This window comes from Sinomonas cellulolyticus, assembly GCF_014656475.1.
Taxonomy (GTDB): domain Bacteria; phylum Actinomycetota; class Actinomycetes; order Actinomycetales; family Micrococcaceae; genus Sinomonas; species Sinomonas cellulolyticus.
Window position 1 is genome coordinate 1 of the sequence record NZ_BNCM01000003.1, and the last position, 15,985, is coordinate 15,985.

Sequence of the window (15,985 nt, forward strand, 5' to 3'; positions counted from 1 at the left end):
CTCTTGTACACGGCAGCCCAGACAGCATGCTGAACACCGCCACCACGCCCAAAGTGGAAGACCCGTCAAGGAACGGGGCGATGGCCTCGTCGAGCTGGCTGACCGTTGCCTCGGTGTCCGCGAGGACGTTGAGGAGCTGCCACTGCCGGCGGCTGAGCCGATGCTGCTCGAGGGCCTCGTTGAAGCGGTCTTCGAGCAGGCCATCGAGCGTCTTGAGCAGGAATCCGAGGGGCTGCTGGGTCTTTTCCACGGCGTCACTCCTGGGCAGAGGGCATTGGTCTGTACCAACTCTGCCCGGAGCGAGCTGTGGCTGCTAGGGACCTCAGTCCGTCTTCTGGGCCTGGGTGCGGATCTCTCTCCCGGCGGACTTGACCGTCTGCGCCAGGCTCGCGGCGGCGGTTCCCTCCCCGTCCAGCACGGCGGAGGTCAGGTCCTCGACGAGGTCGATGTACTCGGTGAGCTTCACGGCGCCAGTCTAGAAAGGGAGCCCGGCCCGCAGAGCGAACGGCGAGTGAAGCCCCGGCGAAGATCACCAGACGCTGTCGGCGGGAACGACGGCAGTCAAACGCAGAAGAGGCCCGGGCGACCGGGCCTCTTCTGAGTGGGTGGAGGTTCTGCGCGACCACTCCAACCCTCACCGCCACTCTTTGGCGAAGTGGAGGAAGATGGCGGCGCCACCGCGACAACCGGGGTCCCCGAGGAACCGCACACATCGCTCCCCTGCCACTATCAAGTTGAGCGAGCGACTAAGCGGCGATGTCATCGCAGAGCTCCTAAAAAGCTACCAAGCCGGCGCGTCGTCCAGACAGCTCGCCGTCGAGTTTGGAATCAACAAGACGAGCGTGGTTACGCTGCTCCGACAGCATGACGTGCCGGTCCGCAATGCTCGCATGACGCCCAACGACATCATGAGGCTGTGCGGCTGTATGCTATCGGCCATTCAGTTGCCACGATCGGCAAGAAACTAAACTACAGCCCTAAAACGATATGGAATCGACTTACGAGGGCTGGCGTGAATATGCGGGATACGCACGGGAGATAGATCCGGCACTCAGTCCGAACCAAAGAATGAAGGATTTACATATTCATGTCGGAATGAGATTATTGGCATGTAGGCCACCCCCAACTGAATGGGGTGAGCAACATGAAACGTTGCCTGACAACGCTCATCATTGGTGCCGCGATACTTGCACTTGGAACGCTGATCCTATCTGACCGGTGGTTTGCGCTGCCCCTACTGGCGATTGGATAGGTGTTGATTGTTATTGCGCTAATGCAAACCGTCTACATCGAAAAGCAATAAGCTATGTCCGAACGGGTGGCCTACACTACCCCACAAATTCATTCGCCCGCTGTCGCTTCAAGTCTCGCCTCTTGACCAGAACCGCAAGCACAATCGCAATGAAGTTCGTAACTGTCATCGATACAGCCGTCAGTAGGTCGGGTATCTCGATGCTGGCTCTGGGAATCGAAAATACTACCCCTGAGCAAGTCCAAAAAGCGCACATAACCATAATAAAGGCAACGATCGGTGTCTTGTAGCCTTGGGCTACAAAAGGTGAAAGAAGCGCGATTGCGATTAGGGCTCCCGAGAATGGGCTCGTCAAGGTCCCCCCTGAGGGCAAGGTGCTCCAGGCAAGAAGAACGATCGATAGAACGACTAGAACGTAGAGAATCGTCCTCCGTCCCCAGCCGTACCAAACAGGAACGGCGCTCTCGCTTTGACGCCACCCGTCGACAAAAGGGTCGACCATCGCCCTTAGCAGCTTTCTGTTCAGTATTCCGATGAACATTAGAACAATCCCTACTGCACATAGCAGAATGAACCAAGGCGTGCCCGGCAAGGGTCCCGGCTTGTAGTCGCGGAAGATAAGCGGTGCGAAGATCAAGGCATATACGAGCGACACAGAGGTTGCGACACCAACTTGCAGTATCTGGGCTTCGGTTGTTGACGCATGATGATCCGTCACGCCACTACTCACCTGCCGACTCCCCTCGCTGGACAAGTACGACCCACTAGGACCCGATTTCGAGCGCAGCGGCCCCATTGTTATGCCACGTACCGCGAAGATAAGCCACGCATTGACGCACATAATCAACTATCGTCGCAAAGCCCAGAAGCACGACCAGCGCCGCGATAGGTAGCCAAAGATCTCTTGTAACAATCAATAAACCGCCCCATACGGCGATACTAAGCGTAAATGCCCGATGCCACTTGGCTCCGGCTGCAATTACCCGCTTTCTATAAAGGACCCAAGCACCCACCGCGGCCTGGCATATGTCTCGGCCGATGATAATCAACCAGATCACGAGGCCACCTCGAGTTCCCATGCATACAAATCCGGCAATCACGTGTATCGAAACTTTATCTATGAACCCGTCTAGCCCCCTCCGCAAGCCGGTCTCAAGATTGAATTGCCGAGCGACTACCCCATCGTAAATATCCACAACGACAAAGATCGCAAGCAAAACGACAGCTAGAAAAGCCTCGCTGTCTCTGATCGCAGTCAGCATGAATGCACTCAACAGCAGCCGACCTACAGTGAGCCCATACGCCAAAACAAACGTTATAACGCGAGCATAAAAGCCCAGGTACCGGCCGGCCGTGCGGCCTCCACCGCCAAGCGGGACAATCCGTAGCGTTAACTGAGACAAGCCGTAACCTTTCGGAGCGATGATCCCTAACACGACGGGACTCCAGTGACCGTTAGCGGCTCGAAGTGGAATCGTCCGTAGCGCTTTACCGTGAAGACTAGCAGCCCCTCTGGCACAGGCAGCAAGCACTCTTGTCAGCCACGCAACCTACGCCAACCAGGACATGAGCAGGCCAACCGTCGCGGCCATCGTCGGACGTCCGTCTAGCTCGCGCCTCCTCGGGCGGGCACGCAGAGTTTGCAGACATCAACGGGACTAGACGGCGATACGCTTCAGCAGGGGCAACGGCTGGCAGGAGGTTCTGCGTCACCATTCCAGCCTCCACCGCCACTCTCTGGCCAAGTGGAAGAAGATAGTGGCAGCGCCTCCCAGACCGCCTGCGTCCATAGGTCCCATACGACAGCGCTCCCTCAGCACAACAAAGTTGAGCGAGCGTTTGAGCACCGAGAACGTTGCTCGCCTGACCGAGCGCTATCGAGCCGGCGAATCGTCCAGACAACTAGCCACCGAGTTCGGACTCAACAAGACGAGTGTCGTCTCCCTGCTACGGCGCCACAACGCACCTGTACGCAACGCCCGCATGACTCCAGAACATATCGAAGAGGCGCGGCGACTCTACACAAACGGCCAGTCGCTGGTGGACGCGGTCGTCCGTTCGGGCCGTGCTGCCTCGGAGGCCGCGGCCGGGCACGGGGTGTTGTGGTGGCTGGTGCAGAAGGCCCTGGACGCCGCCGCGGCGACCCTGCCCGATGTGGACACCCTCGCGCCCAAGAGGCTCGGGATCGGCGAGCACCGCTACCGCTCCGTGCGTTTCTTCCGTGCCGACGGGAACTCGCCCTGGCAGCGGGTGGAGCCGTGGATGACCACGATCGTGGACCTGGACACCGGCCGGGTACTGGGCATCGTCGACGGACGCGACAGCGCCGGCGTGGGCGAGTGGCTGTTCGCCCGGCCGCTGGCGCGGCGGCTCGGGGTCGAGGTGGTGGCGATCGACCCGCCCGCGGCGTTCCGCAAGGCCCTGCGGATGTGGCTGCCCCGCACCGCGGTCTCCGTCGACGCGTTCCACCTCGTCCAGCTCGCCAACAATGCCGTGACCGAGGCCAGACAGCGGCTGAGCCAGGAGGTCCGGGGCCGCCGCGGCCGCGCGGTCGATCCGGGGTGGGCGAACCGGCGCCTGCTCCTGCGCGGAGCCGAGACCTTCTCCACCCGAGGCCACAAGCGGCTGCGGGACGTGTTCGCCACCGACGACCCCACCGGGCAGCTGCAGGCCGTCTGGGAGGCCAAGGAGCAGCTGCGCACCCTGCTCGCCTTCGGCTCGCTCGAGGAGGCCGGGGACCACCTCAGGATCCTCGAGGGCCTCGTCGAGGCGGCCCCCACCGTGGAGACGAAGGGCTCCTGCGGACCGTGACGCGCTGGTGGAACGAGATCGAGGTCCTCATCACCACCGGGGCGACCACGGCCAAGGTCGAGGCGAACAACACCGCGATCAAGAACATCAAGCGCACCGGCCGCGGATTCCGCAACCCGGACAACTACCGATCACGTATCCTGCTCAGGAGCGCCGCTCAGACAGCAGCGTGACACTCACCCAGCAGGACAATTCCCGCGGAAACGCGAAGAGCCTCGATGGTCGCCTCGTGAACACGGTCGGACTCGATGCGACCCGCGCTCCCTTAATCCTCAAGGCCTGGGAGCTATACGCAACGGGTGACTACACCCTTGACCGTCTCGAAGATGCGATGGCCGGGATGGGATTGACCTCTAAGGCAACCGCTAGGACAGCAGAGCGACCGGTCACAGCCAGCAAGTTCCAGCAAATCCTCCGTGATCCGTACTACGCCGGCTACGTCGTCTACAAGGGCGACGTCTACCCCGGGAGACACGAGCCAATCGTAGGACACGAGTTCTTCGAACACGTTCAAGAGGTTGCGGACATGCGTAGCAAGAAGGGCCAGCGTGACCGAGTTCATCATCATTACCTCAAAGGCCAGCTGTACTGCCAACGCTGCCACGAGAACGGGCGCATCAGTCGTCTGGTCTATACCGAGGCAACCGGCAACGGAGGGACGTACCAGTACTTCGTCTGCCTCAGCAGGAAGCAGCAAGGATGCGACCTGCCCTACCTCCCTGTCGAGCGCGTTGAAGACGCACTCGTTGACCATTACAAGGGGCTCCACCTACCGAGCGCCTTTCTAGACGACTTGCGGACCCGGATTGATACGGCGCTCGCCGACGAACAAGGAAGCATCAGAGAGATCCATGCACGCGTCAGTCGCCAGCTCAAAGAACTGTATGCTCGGGAGGAACGACTCGTTGATCTTGCATCCGACGGACTGCTCCCCCACCAGAAGATTCGCGCCAAACTGTACGAGACTCAGTTCCAGAAGGCCAAGGCGCGTGACAGCCTCGCGACAACCTCGGCGGAGCTGGCCGTAGGCGGCAACGTTCTCCGCACCGCCCTGGAGCTCATCCACGACCCGAGCGGTATATATGAGCGACTCGCCGATAGTGTCCGCAGGCTGATGAACCAAGCTCTCTTCGAGCGGATTTACGTCGACGAGCATTCGACGGTCTCAACTCGGATGTCGCCGCCCTTCGCGGACATCTACGCGGCCAGGACCCTCTGGGAGGCCCCAGAGGCGCCCCGGGGCGCCGGCACTCCCTCCGGGGGTACAGAAAGGCGCCCCCGCAATGCGGGGGCGCCAGACCTGATTTCCTTACCCGGTGTCTATTCGACCAGTGGTTCGAATAAGACACCTATGGTGGGACTGCTGCACTCGTGTGTCGAAAACGTGCAGCAGCGGAAGAGGATCCTCAAGCTGAGGAAGCTCCGCGACAGGCTGGCTCATGCCGAGCCTAGGGAGACCGCACCGGGGCCAGCGCGTGAGGTCAAGACACAGGCGCGAGAAGCCATCGAGCTGTATCAATCCGGGATCTCGACGACACAGATCGCGCGCAGGCTCAACGTGTCGCGCACAACGGTGGCCGGATGGATCAAGGCAGCCGGCATCCCGATGCGCCACTCCCCAATCACCGACGAACAATTTGCTGAGGTGCGGCGTCTCCGCGATCAGGGGCTCTCATACGAACGCATCGGACGGCAGATCGGATACACCGCAAGCGGGGTTCGGCGGAGATTGCTCGAGGACGACTCTTGATCGACCACATCGGCGAGCACCAACTACTCCCCCGACGCACTCCAGATACTAGGGTAAGAGCGTGGTGACCTACGCCGAGCTCCAGGCACGACCCCTCAGAGAGATCTGGCAGGAGCTTCGCTCCCTCCGATCACGAGGAGTTGGAAATGCAGCCAAAGGCGCGCGCCGTGCAACTTTCGACGCCGCGCTAGAGCAGGCGGAGCAGCTATTCACCGCCGCGACAATAGTGGGCACAGCCACCCAGCCGATTCTTCTGTTCTACGGCCTGTGCCAGCTCGGGCGCGGCCTCGCAGCTGCGTCCACTCGGCTAACAAACTCCGAGTACCGGCTATCCGGTCATGGCCTTACTGACAAGGCTCTCCAAGACGCCGCCACCCACGGTCTGAGCCAGGTCACCGTCCAAGCCTTGAATTCGGGGGCCTTCCCCACCGTGGCCCGGGCCTTGGGCTGCTCTCCAATGAACGACGCCATCCCGCTCGGCGACCTCTGGGACCTGCTTCCCTACAGTGATCGGTTTCCCCTTCGAAGTCGAGGCCGACTACAACGCCTGATTCTCGATTCAGAGTCTACGCATCTTCTCCGCGGACAGGATGAGGCGCGTGTACGGCTCTATCCATTGCCACTCGAGCTTCATTCGACCGTCACCAACGCAGCGGCAGGCTCGGATGTTGTTGACGATGCCAGCATTGCCGAGGAGTACGAACTCCTGCAACAATTCCTGCAGAGTTATCCGACGCTATCTGGCTGGAGTTCCACCAACACGCACGGCCAGCCGATCCCATATCAGCAAGGCTTCTACGAGGAAGAGCGCTACCTGCAGGTCCCCTTGCGGCTGCCGAAGGAACCCGGTCAATCCGAGGGCCGCGCTCTCGAGGCCCGAAGCGTGGACTATCACGGAGTCCACTACGTCTATCCCCGGCTCGACTCGACGGACCTTCCAGCACACCCATTCATGCTCTGGTGGGCGTTGTTGTTTGTTCTCTCTCGCCTCGCAAGGTATCAGCCGAATGAATGGCTTACCCTCACATCGGTGTCTCAATCGGAAGATGCTGTTCCAATCGAGTACATCCTCGGCGAAGCCATGAGAGCAGTGCCGGAGCTTGCGCTGCAAGCCGTCATACGCGACACCGAGACGACCTAATAGACACTTGATCGACCGCAATGGGACGATTCCGAGGCGGCCAGTCTAGGGTGATCAGTGCGATGACTCGGCGGCACACCGTGGAGGTGGACTCTTGACGTCTACGAGGAGCGAGTCGCTCAGCGAGCAGCAAGTCGAAGTTCTCACCTGGGTTCGCGACGGTTGTTCTGATGGTATCTACCCCGACTGGTCCCATCGGATTGTGGCGCGTGGCCTGCACAACAGAGGCCTCATCGCCGTAAAGGGCCGTGGTGTGAGTTGGACGGCCTCGCTTACGGAATATGGGGCGAGCTACTTCGAGCAGAGAGCGCCGACCAGCGAGCGATCAGGCACTCTAGCCGGTGCTCCCGTAGTACCGGAGCCTGAGCTTCAAGGGTCCACGCCGAAGGCCCGCGCAACCAAGTTGTCTAACTCCACCGCGGGGAAGGCTCATGGCCCCATGGACGAACTCATGGCGCAGCTGAAGGACACAGCGAGTCACACGCTCAGGGTGCCCAGATCCGAAGAGACGAAGTACAAGCAGCTGATCGCCTCGGCCCGGCGACACGGTCGGGTACCGGAAGGAATGCAACTCACCACGAGCTACCACCGGGACGCGGGCCGGGATGAGATACAGATCTCGCTGGAACCGCTTCCGGCCTGGCGCACAAAGAGACTCGCACCAATCGCCGTACCCACGAGCATCGACAGCCTCACTGACGTCGTCAGCAAGCACAAGGACAGCAGCACATTCCCGGTCGTCGGCACTCCCCGAGAACGCGCTCTCCGCCTCCTTGACGGGCTTGTCCATGCGGCACGGGATGACGGGATGAAGGTCAAAGCACACACAGGCCAGCCAGTTTTTCTCAACAGCTATGGCCCGAACTCGCCTCGTCAAGATGAAACAGGGTTCAAGATCGGTCAGGATGAGTTCCGCCTCTGGTTCACCCAGGCCTCACTGAAACAGCCTCACGAGCCAACGCCCCGTGAACTCGCTCGGGCCCGGCGGGGATACGTATTCCCCGACTTCGATACCATCCCCGACGATCGCCTGGGCATCGCAATCCGAGGCGACGGTGGCACATTCTGGGCAAGCGATTGGAAGGACACCGATGAGGATCGGCTCGAGGAGCACCTCGCCCAGATCCTTGAGGAGTTCCGGCTCCGTCACGCACACCTTGACGAAGAGCGCACCAGGCGGGCCGCCCAGGAACATCGGCGCCAACTCGAACGAGACCAGGACCGCGCACAGGCCCGGGACCGCTTCATGGAAACGGGGATCTTCAAGGCGATGGAAAACCAGGCATCTCAGTGGGTGAAAGCTGATGACCTCCGACGATACGCCGAAGCGCTCCGACAGCATTCAGCGCTGCTCGACATCGAAGATGCCGCGAAAGCCCGAGAATGGGCCAACCAGATTGCCGCGCGCGCTCGGTCAATCGATCCCCTGTCCGGTACGCCTTGGAAGCCAAGGATCCCCGAGCCCACGGACAGCGACCTCAAACCCTTCACGAAATATCGCGAACCATTCTAACGATAGGCTCAGTACCCCCAACGACGTGGAGCCCGTTCGTACCGAATAGGGATCTCGGACGGTTTCAAAGGCCGATCGACGATAGGCCGGACGTTGTACGGAGTGATCCTCTCGTCCTCATGCGTTTGAGCGATGATCTCGGCCGCCCGAGCATGGCCGTGCTCTTTAAGCTCATCAATCAACCGCACCACAAGGGCATCGAGCCTGTGGACTTCCGCCTCGGCGGCCGCGAGACGCTCCTGCGCCGAGACCGCGCGTTGCCCGCACCAAGCGCGAAGGAGCTCATGAACTGGCCTACCGCGTTCCAGATACCATTGGTACTCCCATTCCGGGGACGTGATGGTTGGATGTCCGGTGACGTCGGTCCAATCCCTGCCGTGCTTCGCGCGTTCGCGATACTCCTTCTCGTCGCTCGTCACCCACTCCAGAACTGGCCCAGGCGTGACACGGCAGGCGCATTCGGAGATCATCAACGTGCCTGCCGGAGAGACGACGAGTTCGCCGTCGTGCAGGAAGGAGTCAGTCTGGGAAACCAGATCTGCGATCGGCAGCCCAATGATTCGCTCCAAAGCCCCCTGATCGTGCACCGTCGTCGTCCACCGCACGGGTGACCATTCCCACTCGGCAACCGGCTCCGGGATGAGGAGTGCGAATGCCTTCCCGACCGCGGTCTCCTCAGGATCGGTCAGGCGGTATGCCTCGAAGCGTTCCCAGTTGGCCATGACCTCATCGAACGCGCGGACCCCGGCCCACGGGCCGTGAAGGCGACTGCCGGGCACGTTCTCTCGCCTCCCGACCGTCTCACCGTCGAGGAACTCCACCTCGTATCGGGGATTCTTCTTTCCGGGGATCACCGCGACCACGCGCACCCTCTCCGACGCCGCGTAGTCACGAACGCGATAGATCAGCTCATCCCCAACATCCACGAGAGCCTCCTCACACAGCTCAGACCACCAACGTTTGGGAGCCGTCAGAACTGTCGGACCCACGACCTATCCTCATGCATGCACACACTAGGCAGGAGGACCCGCGATGAAGGACATCGTCAAAGAGCTCGCCAAGCACCAGTACATTTGCGTCCCCTGGGTGCAGGCCAAGCCAATCTTCGAGGTGGGCGCGCCGCTCGCCCTCGCTCTACGGGAGCACCACGGGACAGAGCTGACCGCCGTCTGCCCGCTGAAGAAAGATGCGCCCGACATCCTTGCCAAGTTCCCCATCGTCACACATCGGTCAGGATCAGTCGCCGACGGCGGCATCATCCTCGCATACTGCCCAACCCACAAGGGTGATGCAAAAACCGCCTCGAGCACAGCGTCATCGTGCGCGTCGAGTGGCCAACCGAGTTATTTCACGGCTGCGCTCGACTGAACGGCGCACACAACCTCGCTACCCAGGCCACCATGGCATCCGGACTAACTGCCGAGGGAAGGAAACTTTCGGCGACTCAGGACCCAGCAAGCGGCACCTCCTTGTCGCCCTCGGCACGACGGCGGTCGAGAAGGGCTTCAGCGTCGAGTACGCGCTCGAGCGACTTCCAGGATGCCCTGTCCACGACGGCTGATCCATTCCGTGGTTGCGACGTGAACGAGATCCGCGACGTCTACCTCGCCCCCCGGCGGAGAAGTCACGATCAACGCCGGATCCGAACTGCAGCCGGGACGAGAGTGGCGGACACGAGCGAATAGACGTCGAGGTCGACTTCTCCGAGGTCCACGCTAACGACTACCGAGTACGGCAAGGCTTTGTCCCAGCCTTCGCGACCATCTTCCCACCAACCGAGAACCGGGTACACGGCGAGCAGTCGCGGACCCGCGAGATGGGACGCCGGGACCGTCGCGTAATCGTGCTGGAGAGTCCCTCGCGAGCGGGCGTCGGCCGGAATTACCCACGGGTACGAGCCGGAGCCGGGAGTGACACCTTGCTCGTGCACGACCCTGTTGATCCGCGCCCTGAAGCCATTATTCCCCCGTCGGCAGCACCCATCACACCTGCCGACACGGTGTCGAACCGCTTCGTGAATAGGTGGCTATTTCCTCACGCGATAATTGCTGACACCCCCGTAGTATAGGGGGTTAGTTGTGCAGTCTCCTTGAAGGGTATCCTTTTGACTTGACCCTTCCAGCCTATATGTAAGGATATACATTTGGTTGTTCGTGGTGCCGCACCAGTTGGTGCCACTATTCGGACCGGAATAGTATGAGTAATTAGTTCCGCCCGCAAGAAACGACACGCTATTATTGGCGGGATCTATGGGTAGCGTTGACATATACGGCTTGAGCTGAGCTGCCAAGTTCGCCCAGCTACTGTCAGCAGAGGTGCTCCAGCCAGCATTTATCTGAGTCGAGCCGCTGCTCGTTGGATACTTTCCGTTGTCAAGATAGTACAGCTCAAGAGACTTCGTAATTGCATCCACAGCCTGAAGTCGGCTGCTATCCCTTGCCCGTTGCTGAATACCGTTATACGCCACGATCACTATCGCCGCCAGAATAGCAATCACCACGATCACAATCAGTAGTTCTACGATCGTGAAGCCGCGCTGCTTTTTCAAAAAGGTGTAAGTTTTATGATGCCCAGCCATGTTTCAGATACCACTATAGGGCATTGGCGCAAATTAAAGCAATAGCATTTCGAAATACTATAGACGTTGGAGAATTAGCGCGAACAGCGCACCCAGCTTCTTAAGCAACGTGTCGCACCTCGGCCACGAGGATCCACAGACCCCCCTGCGCGTCTACGCGCGGGTTGCCGCCAACTCGGGCGATGACCTTCCCGATACGCTCGGCTGAAACGCACCATCAACAACAAAGGGGACCACACAATGAATCGAACCATCACCCTCGCAGCCATCGCCACGCTCGCGCTTGCCGGATGCTCTGCCAGCCCGGCTGCGAACGAGACGCGGACAACCGTACCTGCCGCACCATCCGCCGCGCCGTCGTCCATCGAGGCAGTGCCGGAATCGTCCGGTCCGGGCGAGTACCAGGTGACACTCGGCGCGGCGCATGTCGTCGTGACAGTGCCGTCCGAGCCTGACCCTGCCGCCATCGCGCTCGGCATCCCGGCCGGGTCGTGGGTCAAGGTCGACATCGACAACCGCAACGGGGCGAAGGGGACCCGCGTGTACACGGTGGCGCTCACGGACGCGGCGGGGAAGCGGACCGTGTACACGAGCCCCGACAAGCTCCTGGAGGGCATGGACAAATCGAAGCTGCCCGCGGCCGACTACAACAAGATGATCCGCTGGGCGAACGAGGCGGACTCGTGGACGGAGCCGGGGGAGCGGCGCACAGCATGGCTCGCCGCTGTCGGCCCCGTGCCCGAGTTCGTGCGCGTGGACGTGGCCGACTCCGGGATGAACGACCCGGTGAAGGCGATCAAGCAGTAGCCCGGGCACGACGAAAGGCCCCCCACGCCCTTCTCAGGGTGTGGGGGGCTCTCACGTTGTGGGGCGGCGCGTCGCGGACCGGCTTATGCCGCGTTGAGTGCCGCCGTCCTGTAGAGGCCGGCGCGGCGGATCTTGTATGTGCCGCCGCCCCAGATGAACAGCTCCCAGACAACAACCGTGGTGCCCGCGACGATCGTCACGTCATGTGTTCGGATGACGCCGGCCCGGTCGGCATTGGGCGAGTTGTAGTCGGACATTGCGCTGTCGGTGTTCGTGTAGCTCGAGCCGTTCCACTGCCTCACCGAGAGGTAGAAGGCCTGCGCTCCGGCCGCGGCGGCCTGGTCGAGCCCGCTCATGTCGAACTCGAGGTATGCCCGCACGGTGTCGCCGACGGCGAGGCCGTTGGCGCCGACGTTGGCGTTCTGTTGCAGGCTCATGTTCCCGGCGCCGTTGGCAACGGTGAGCACCTTCCATGGCATCGGCTGGTCCTTGGCCGGTGCCGTGTTCCATGTCGCGGACGCGGCTGCCGAGCCTGAGACCGTGGTCCCCTGGGGCGCGGCCGTCGCGCTGGTGCCGTTGAGGTGTGGGTAGGGCAGCAGGTTGATTCCGTTGGCCGAGACCGACGGGTGGAAGCGCTGCGCCGGGGCGCTCGTGCCGTGGGCGAGGATCGCGTCTGCGAGAGCGCGGCCGCACGCGTATCCACCACGGGCGGATAGATGCACGCCGTCGCTTGTGCTGTTCCCACCGTACAGGGGGTCGGCGTAGTTCCCACCTGCCTCGGCGAGGGCGGTGAAGTAGTCCGCGAGGATGACGTTCGGGCGGGTGCGTGCGGTCTGCACGATCCACCGGTTCAGCTCCATCGTGTCAGCCTTCATGGTGCCGGTGTAGCTGGGCGTGATCCGGGGTGGGATTGTGCCGAGGATCGTCATGACGCCGGCCGCGTTTAGGCTGTCGAGCATGGCCGTGATGTCAGCCTTGGCGGTCGCCACGCCGCCAGCGGTGCCCATGTTGTTCGTGCCGCAGAGCAGGTGAACCCACCCTGGTTTGAGGTCGAGGGCGTCCGTCTGGAGGCGGGAACGGATCTGGGTTGTGGTCTGCCCGCCGATGCCAGAGTTCTTCAGGATCTCGAATCGCTGGCCGAGGAGGACGTTCGCCCACGTCCAAGCGGAAACCGGCTTGAGCTGGGGGGCGGCGGCGATCATGCCGCCCTGCTCGGTCAGGGAGTCGCCGATGACGACCATGGTCTGGGGTGGGTGATGGGCGTGCCGTTTCATGGCTTCGGCACGGGCCATGCCGAGAGTGACGATGTCCATCAGGCGGCTCCTGTCACATTGCCGTTGGAGTAGGTGAACGTCCGGGTGACTCCGGCCCGGGTTGCAGTGGCAACGGTCCCGTCGGCGTTGTACGTGTAGCTCGTGGTCACGCCGTCCTCCACGGTCGAGGCGACGGTTCCGTCCGGGTTGTAGTTGACGGTGAGGGCCGGGTTGGCGGGGGCATAAGCGGCGTTCAGTGCAGTCCGCGACGCGGACGCCCCGTCGCTGATCTTCGCGGCCACGTCCGCGTCCAGGGAGGCCTTATCCTGCTTAACCGTGAGCCCGGGCACCGTAGGTGAATCGGAGGTGCCCCCGAGGTCGCCAGCGAGCTGGACCGCGCCCTTTGTGGTTGCCGTCGCATCGGCGGTCGCAGGCACCTGAGCTGAAGACAGCTTGCCGGTCGTGTCGAGCGTTGCAATCCCGCCTGGCTGGCCGAGTGCGGCTAGTTTGGTGCCCGTGACGGCTCCGTCTTGCAACTTGGACGTCGTGATGCTGCCGTCCTGAATGGCTGACGCGCTGACAGCACCAGGCGCTAATGCAGCAGTCGTTACCGAATTCTGCTGCAATTGTGGGGCACCGACAACCTGAGTCCTCAGCGTGCCGTCGCTAGCGTGCGATTGGGACAAATAGTCATTGAGGATGTTTCCCCAATTTCCTTCGTCGCCGCCTACAGTTGGTAACCGTGTCATCACCCGCCTTTCCTATTCATATCGATTACTGAATTTCTGCCGCAGATTATAAAGTATAAGCGGTAACAAAACAAGAAATATGTGATCACAGTCCATAATCCGCTGCAACACGACCTACAATCCCCTTCTGGTTCGCCTGTGGCGCCTCAGCGCGAAGACCAGGATCAGACAACCTGCAAGAATCGCTGTCGATGCAATGGTGAACAGAACAGGGTTCCACTGTGTGAACGCTCCAGATTTGGGTGCAGTAATGGCCGCCTCCCGCTTAGCAGTCTTCTCCTGAACGGGTTCCGAGGAGCTGCCTTTAATGCCCTCCCCGGCCGTCGGAGTACCGGCTTGCGAACTCGGTGCCGCTGGGCTGCCCGGTGAATCCCCTGGCCCTGGAGCCGGACCGGGCAACGCTTTTCCAGAATCTGAAGGCGATGCTGGGACAGTCTGGTAGGCCTGCGTTCCGTACGCCCCTCCACCATAGACTGCCGAGGCCGATTCAGCTCCTAATATACCAAGCGTACCGGCGAGCATGGTCACAACAACCATACCCGGCCGAATGTACCGCGCCGAAAGCCAGTGTTCGATAAATGGCCTCATACACCCCCCACTTCTTGTCTTTATTGAATTGATGAAGTATATTCATAATATATCAACGAGATAAATGAGAAAAGGGTAGATATATGGGATTAGGGAAGATTGAAGGATTGCTCATTCTCGCAGCGATCATCTTGCTGTTGTTCGGAGCAAAGAACTTACCAAAATTGGCGCGCAGCGTCGGAGAATCAGTCAAAGAACTCAAGCGCGGATTCCGCGACAGCCCAGACGACGCGCCTTCGACCGATGGCACCAAGGTGGCTGCCGATGACTCGTCAAAACGCGCATAGAGCCCGTCACACACAACAACCGGAAGACTGGGAGCTCTCCGACCATCTACGCGAGATCCGACGTCGCCTGGCATGGCCATTCGTGGCGCTCGTCCTGGCGTCGGTCGGGTGTTTCTTCATCTACGGCAGTGTCTTTGCCCTTCTCCAGGCGCCGCTCCATGCGCCGCTTTACTTCACGTCACCCCAAGGCGGTTTTAACATCACGATGAGCATTTGCTTGGTTGCCGGCCTGATTGCCGCCATCCCTTTGCTCGTGTACCACATCCTCATGTTCCTCGGCCCCGCTTTCCCTCTGGTGATCAAAAGGACTCGCTGCGCCCTTCTATCGCTCGTCTCGTTCGTGCTGGCCTGCACGGGTGCAGCGTTCGCCCTATTCGTTGTTATTCCACTCGTCCTTCGGTTCTTCACGGGCTTCCAGACGGCGGGACTATCTGCCCTCATCACGGCAAGCAGCTACTTCGACCTCGTGGCGAAGCTCCTGGCCAGTTTTGCGCTCATCTTCCAGCTCCCCCTCATCTTGTGGGGCATCAACCGGATCAAGCCACTCTCGCCACGGCGCCTCTTTGGGTTCGAGAAGTACGTCATTGCCGGCAGCGTTGGCGTGGGCGTCTTAGTACCATTTGCTTTCGATCTCACGACCCAGGCCCTCATCGCGCTGCCAATCGTCGTGCTCTACAACCTCTCCATCCTGGTCGTCGTTATCGACAGCAGCTCATCGCGCAGGAAGCAACGAAAAGCCCATCAGCCTTTCCCAGCAGAGGATCCTCGCGCCACTAGAGCGCGCTCAATCGTCCCTCTCCCACCAGACTTGGCAGTCCCGACGCAAAGCGCACAAACAACTGTGAAGCGCGACCAGACTCGTCGCCCACCAGTACTTCAGGACTCGCGTCGGCCCATACGCGCCGATGCGCGGCCGGCGATTCGACTATCCCCGCGTGAGCCGCATCGGCAGGCCAGCCGCGCGCCCGAAGCTGGGAGGAGTACTCCCCCACGTGGTGGGCTAATCTCAGATTTCGTCAATTAGACGTATTGCCATAACCGGCAAGATTTGCTTAAATGAGGATGCCACTAAATGAGACAAAATCGACATGCAAACAAAGATCGCAAGCATCATGAGTCAAAAGATGGACCGCACCAAATTCCTGCAATATGCCGGAGGCGTAGCGTTGACAGTAATAGGCCTCCGGGGTCTCATAGCTTCATTGTCTGAAAACAACAACGCCGCGCACCGAACGAGGGGCTACGGCACCACGCGG

General features: G+C 61.0%; 16 protein-coding genes and 1 pseudogene. 10 read left to right on the forward strand and 7 right to left on the reverse strand.

Annotated elements, in window-relative coordinates:
• Both IE231_RS04045 and IE231_RS04050 read right to left on the reverse strand, forming a co-directional pair.
• A pseudogene (locus IE231_RS04045) lies at positions 1-250 on the reverse strand (hypothetical protein); the annotation flags it as partial.
• 72 nt (positions 251-322) lie between these two features.
• Positions 323-466: a hypothetical protein gene (locus IE231_RS04050; protein WP_189692680.1), complete on the reverse strand. Its 144-nt coding sequence runs from the start codon at positions 464-466 to the stop codon at positions 323-325.
• A 450-nt stretch (positions 467-916) separates the two neighbouring features.
• On the opposite strand from IE231_RS04050, the gene IE231_RS18520 reads away from it, so the two are divergent.
• On the forward strand, positions 917-1,042 hold the full coding sequence (locus IE231_RS18520; protein WP_189692681.1) for a helix-turn-helix domain-containing protein: 126 nt from the start codon (positions 917-919) through the stop codon (positions 1,040-1,042).
• Between the two features lie 974 nt (positions 1,043-2,016).
• Here IE231_RS18520 and IE231_RS04060 read toward each other — a convergent pair.
• Positions 2,017-2,688, reverse strand: coding sequence for a CDP-alcohol phosphatidyltransferase family protein (locus IE231_RS04060; protein WP_189692682.1), 672 nt, complete (start codon positions 2,686-2,688; stop codon positions 2,017-2,019).
• 547 nt (positions 2,689-3,235) lie between these two features.
• Between IE231_RS04060 and IE231_RS18405 the strand changes: the two genes are divergently transcribed.
• The 5 genes from IE231_RS18405 (at position 3,236) to IE231_RS04080 (ending at position 8,467) form a co-directional block, all read left to right on the forward strand.
• Complete coding sequence (locus IE231_RS18405; RefSeq protein WP_255429881.1) at positions 3,236-4,063, forward strand: transposase; 828 nt, start codon at positions 3,236-3,238, stop codon at positions 4,061-4,063.
• Complete coding sequence (locus IE231_RS18410; protein WP_255429882.1) at positions 4,060-4,236, forward strand: transposase; 177 nt, start codon at positions 4,060-4,062, stop codon at positions 4,234-4,236. Before IE231_RS18405 ends, IE231_RS18410 begins: the two co-directional genes overlap by 4 nt.
• Positions 4,233-5,813, forward strand: a complete 1,581-nt coding sequence (locus IE231_RS04070; protein ID WP_189692683.1) for a recombinase family protein — start codon at positions 4,233-4,235, stop codon at positions 5,811-5,813. The genes IE231_RS18410 and IE231_RS04070 overlap by 4 nt, the downstream gene beginning before the upstream one ends.
• A gap of 61 nt (positions 5,814-5,874) precedes the next feature.
• Positions 5,875-6,954: a YaaC family protein gene (locus IE231_RS04075; protein WP_189692684.1), complete on the forward strand. Its 1,080-nt coding sequence runs from the start codon at positions 5,875-5,877 to the stop codon at positions 6,952-6,954.
• Positions 6,955-7,393: 439 nt separating this feature from the next.
• Entirely contained in the window at positions 7,394-8,467 is a 1,074-nt protein-coding gene (locus tag IE231_RS04080; RefSeq protein WP_189692685.1) for a hypothetical protein, read from the forward strand.
• Between the two features lie 8 nt (positions 8,468-8,475).
• Here the strand turns inward: IE231_RS04080 and IE231_RS04085 are convergent, their stop codons facing one another.
• Positions 8,476-9,393, reverse strand: coding sequence for a hypothetical protein (locus IE231_RS04085; RefSeq protein WP_189692686.1), 918 nt, complete (start codon positions 9,391-9,393; stop codon positions 8,476-8,478).
• Positions 9,394-9,499: 106 nt separating this feature from the next.
• On the opposite strand from IE231_RS04085, the gene IE231_RS04090 reads away from it, so the two are divergent.
• The gene (locus IE231_RS04090) at positions 9,500-9,835 is read left to right on the forward strand and encodes a hypothetical protein (protein WP_189692687.1); all 336 of its coding nucleotides are present in this window, start codon (positions 9,500-9,502) and stop codon (positions 9,833-9,835) included.
• A 658-nt stretch (positions 9,836-10,493) separates the two neighbouring features.
• On the opposite strand, the gene IE231_RS18525 is transcribed toward IE231_RS04090, so the two are convergent.
• Positions 10,494-11,045, reverse strand: a complete 552-nt coding sequence (locus tag IE231_RS18525) for a prepilin-type N-terminal cleavage/methylation domain-containing protein (protein ID WP_189692969.1) — start codon at positions 11,043-11,045, stop codon at positions 10,494-10,496.
• Between the two features lie 240 nt (positions 11,046-11,285).
• Between IE231_RS18525 and IE231_RS04100 the strand changes: the two genes are divergently transcribed.
• Positions 11,286-11,852: a hypothetical protein gene (locus IE231_RS04100; protein WP_189692688.1), complete on the forward strand. Its 567-nt coding sequence runs from the start codon at positions 11,286-11,288 to the stop codon at positions 11,850-11,852.
• 83 nt (positions 11,853-11,935) lie between these two features.
• Here the strand turns inward: IE231_RS04100 and IE231_RS04105 are convergent, their stop codons facing one another.
• Positions 11,936-13,165, reverse strand: a complete 1,230-nt coding sequence (locus tag IE231_RS04105; protein WP_189692689.1) for an SGNH/GDSL hydrolase family protein — start codon at positions 13,163-13,165, stop codon at positions 11,936-11,938.
• Positions 13,165-13,641: a hypothetical protein gene (locus IE231_RS04110; protein ID WP_189692690.1), complete on the reverse strand. Its 477-nt coding sequence runs from the start codon at positions 13,639-13,641 to the stop codon at positions 13,165-13,167. Before IE231_RS04110 ends, IE231_RS04105 begins: the two co-directional genes overlap by 1 nt.
• A gap of 884 nt (positions 13,642-14,525) precedes the next feature.
• Between IE231_RS04110 and IE231_RS04115 the strand changes: the two genes are divergently transcribed.
• A complete protein-coding gene (locus IE231_RS04115) occupies positions 14,526-14,729 on the forward strand; it encodes a Sec-independent protein translocase subunit TatA/TatB (RefSeq protein ID WP_189692691.1) in 204 nt (67 codons plus the stop codon).
• Positions 14,707-15,753, forward strand: a complete 1,047-nt coding sequence (gene tatC, locus IE231_RS04120; RefSeq protein ID WP_189692692.1) for a twin-arginine translocase subunit TatC — start codon at positions 14,707-14,709, stop codon at positions 15,751-15,753. The genes IE231_RS04115 and tatC overlap by 23 nt, the downstream gene beginning before the upstream one ends.
• Positions 15,754-15,985: the final 232 nt, after the last annotated feature.

Excerpts from the sequence above, each read along its gene's own strand:
- IE231_RS04080 (WP_189692685.1), top strand. The coding sequence starts at position 7,394 with ATGGACGAACTCATGGCGCAGCTGAAGGACACAGCGAGTCACACGCTC.
- IE231_RS18525 (WP_189692969.1), bottom strand. The coding sequence starts at position 11,045 with ATGGCTGGGCATCATAAAACTTACACCTTTTTGAAAAAGCAGCGCGGC.
- tatC (WP_189692692.1), top strand. The coding sequence starts at position 14,707 with ATGACTCGTCAAAACGCGCATAGAGCCCGTCACACACAACAACCGGAA.
- IE231_RS04090 (WP_189692687.1), top strand. The coding sequence starts at position 9,500 with ATGAAGGACATCGTCAAAGAGCTCGCCAAGCACCAGTACATTTGCGTC.
- IE231_RS04115 (WP_189692691.1), top strand. The coding sequence starts at position 14,526 with ATGGGATTAGGGAAGATTGAAGGATTGCTCATTCTCGCAGCGATCATC.
- IE231_RS04105 (WP_189692689.1), bottom strand. The coding sequence starts at position 13,165 with ATGGACATCGTCACTCTCGGCATGGCCCGTGCCGAAGCCATGAAACGG.
- IE231_RS18405 (WP_255429881.1), top strand. The coding sequence starts at position 3,236 with ATGACTCCAGAACATATCGAAGAGGCGCGGCGACTCTACACAAACGGC.
- IE231_RS04100 (WP_189692688.1), top strand. The coding sequence starts at position 11,286 with ATGAATCGAACCATCACCCTCGCAGCCATCGCCACGCTCGCGCTTGCC.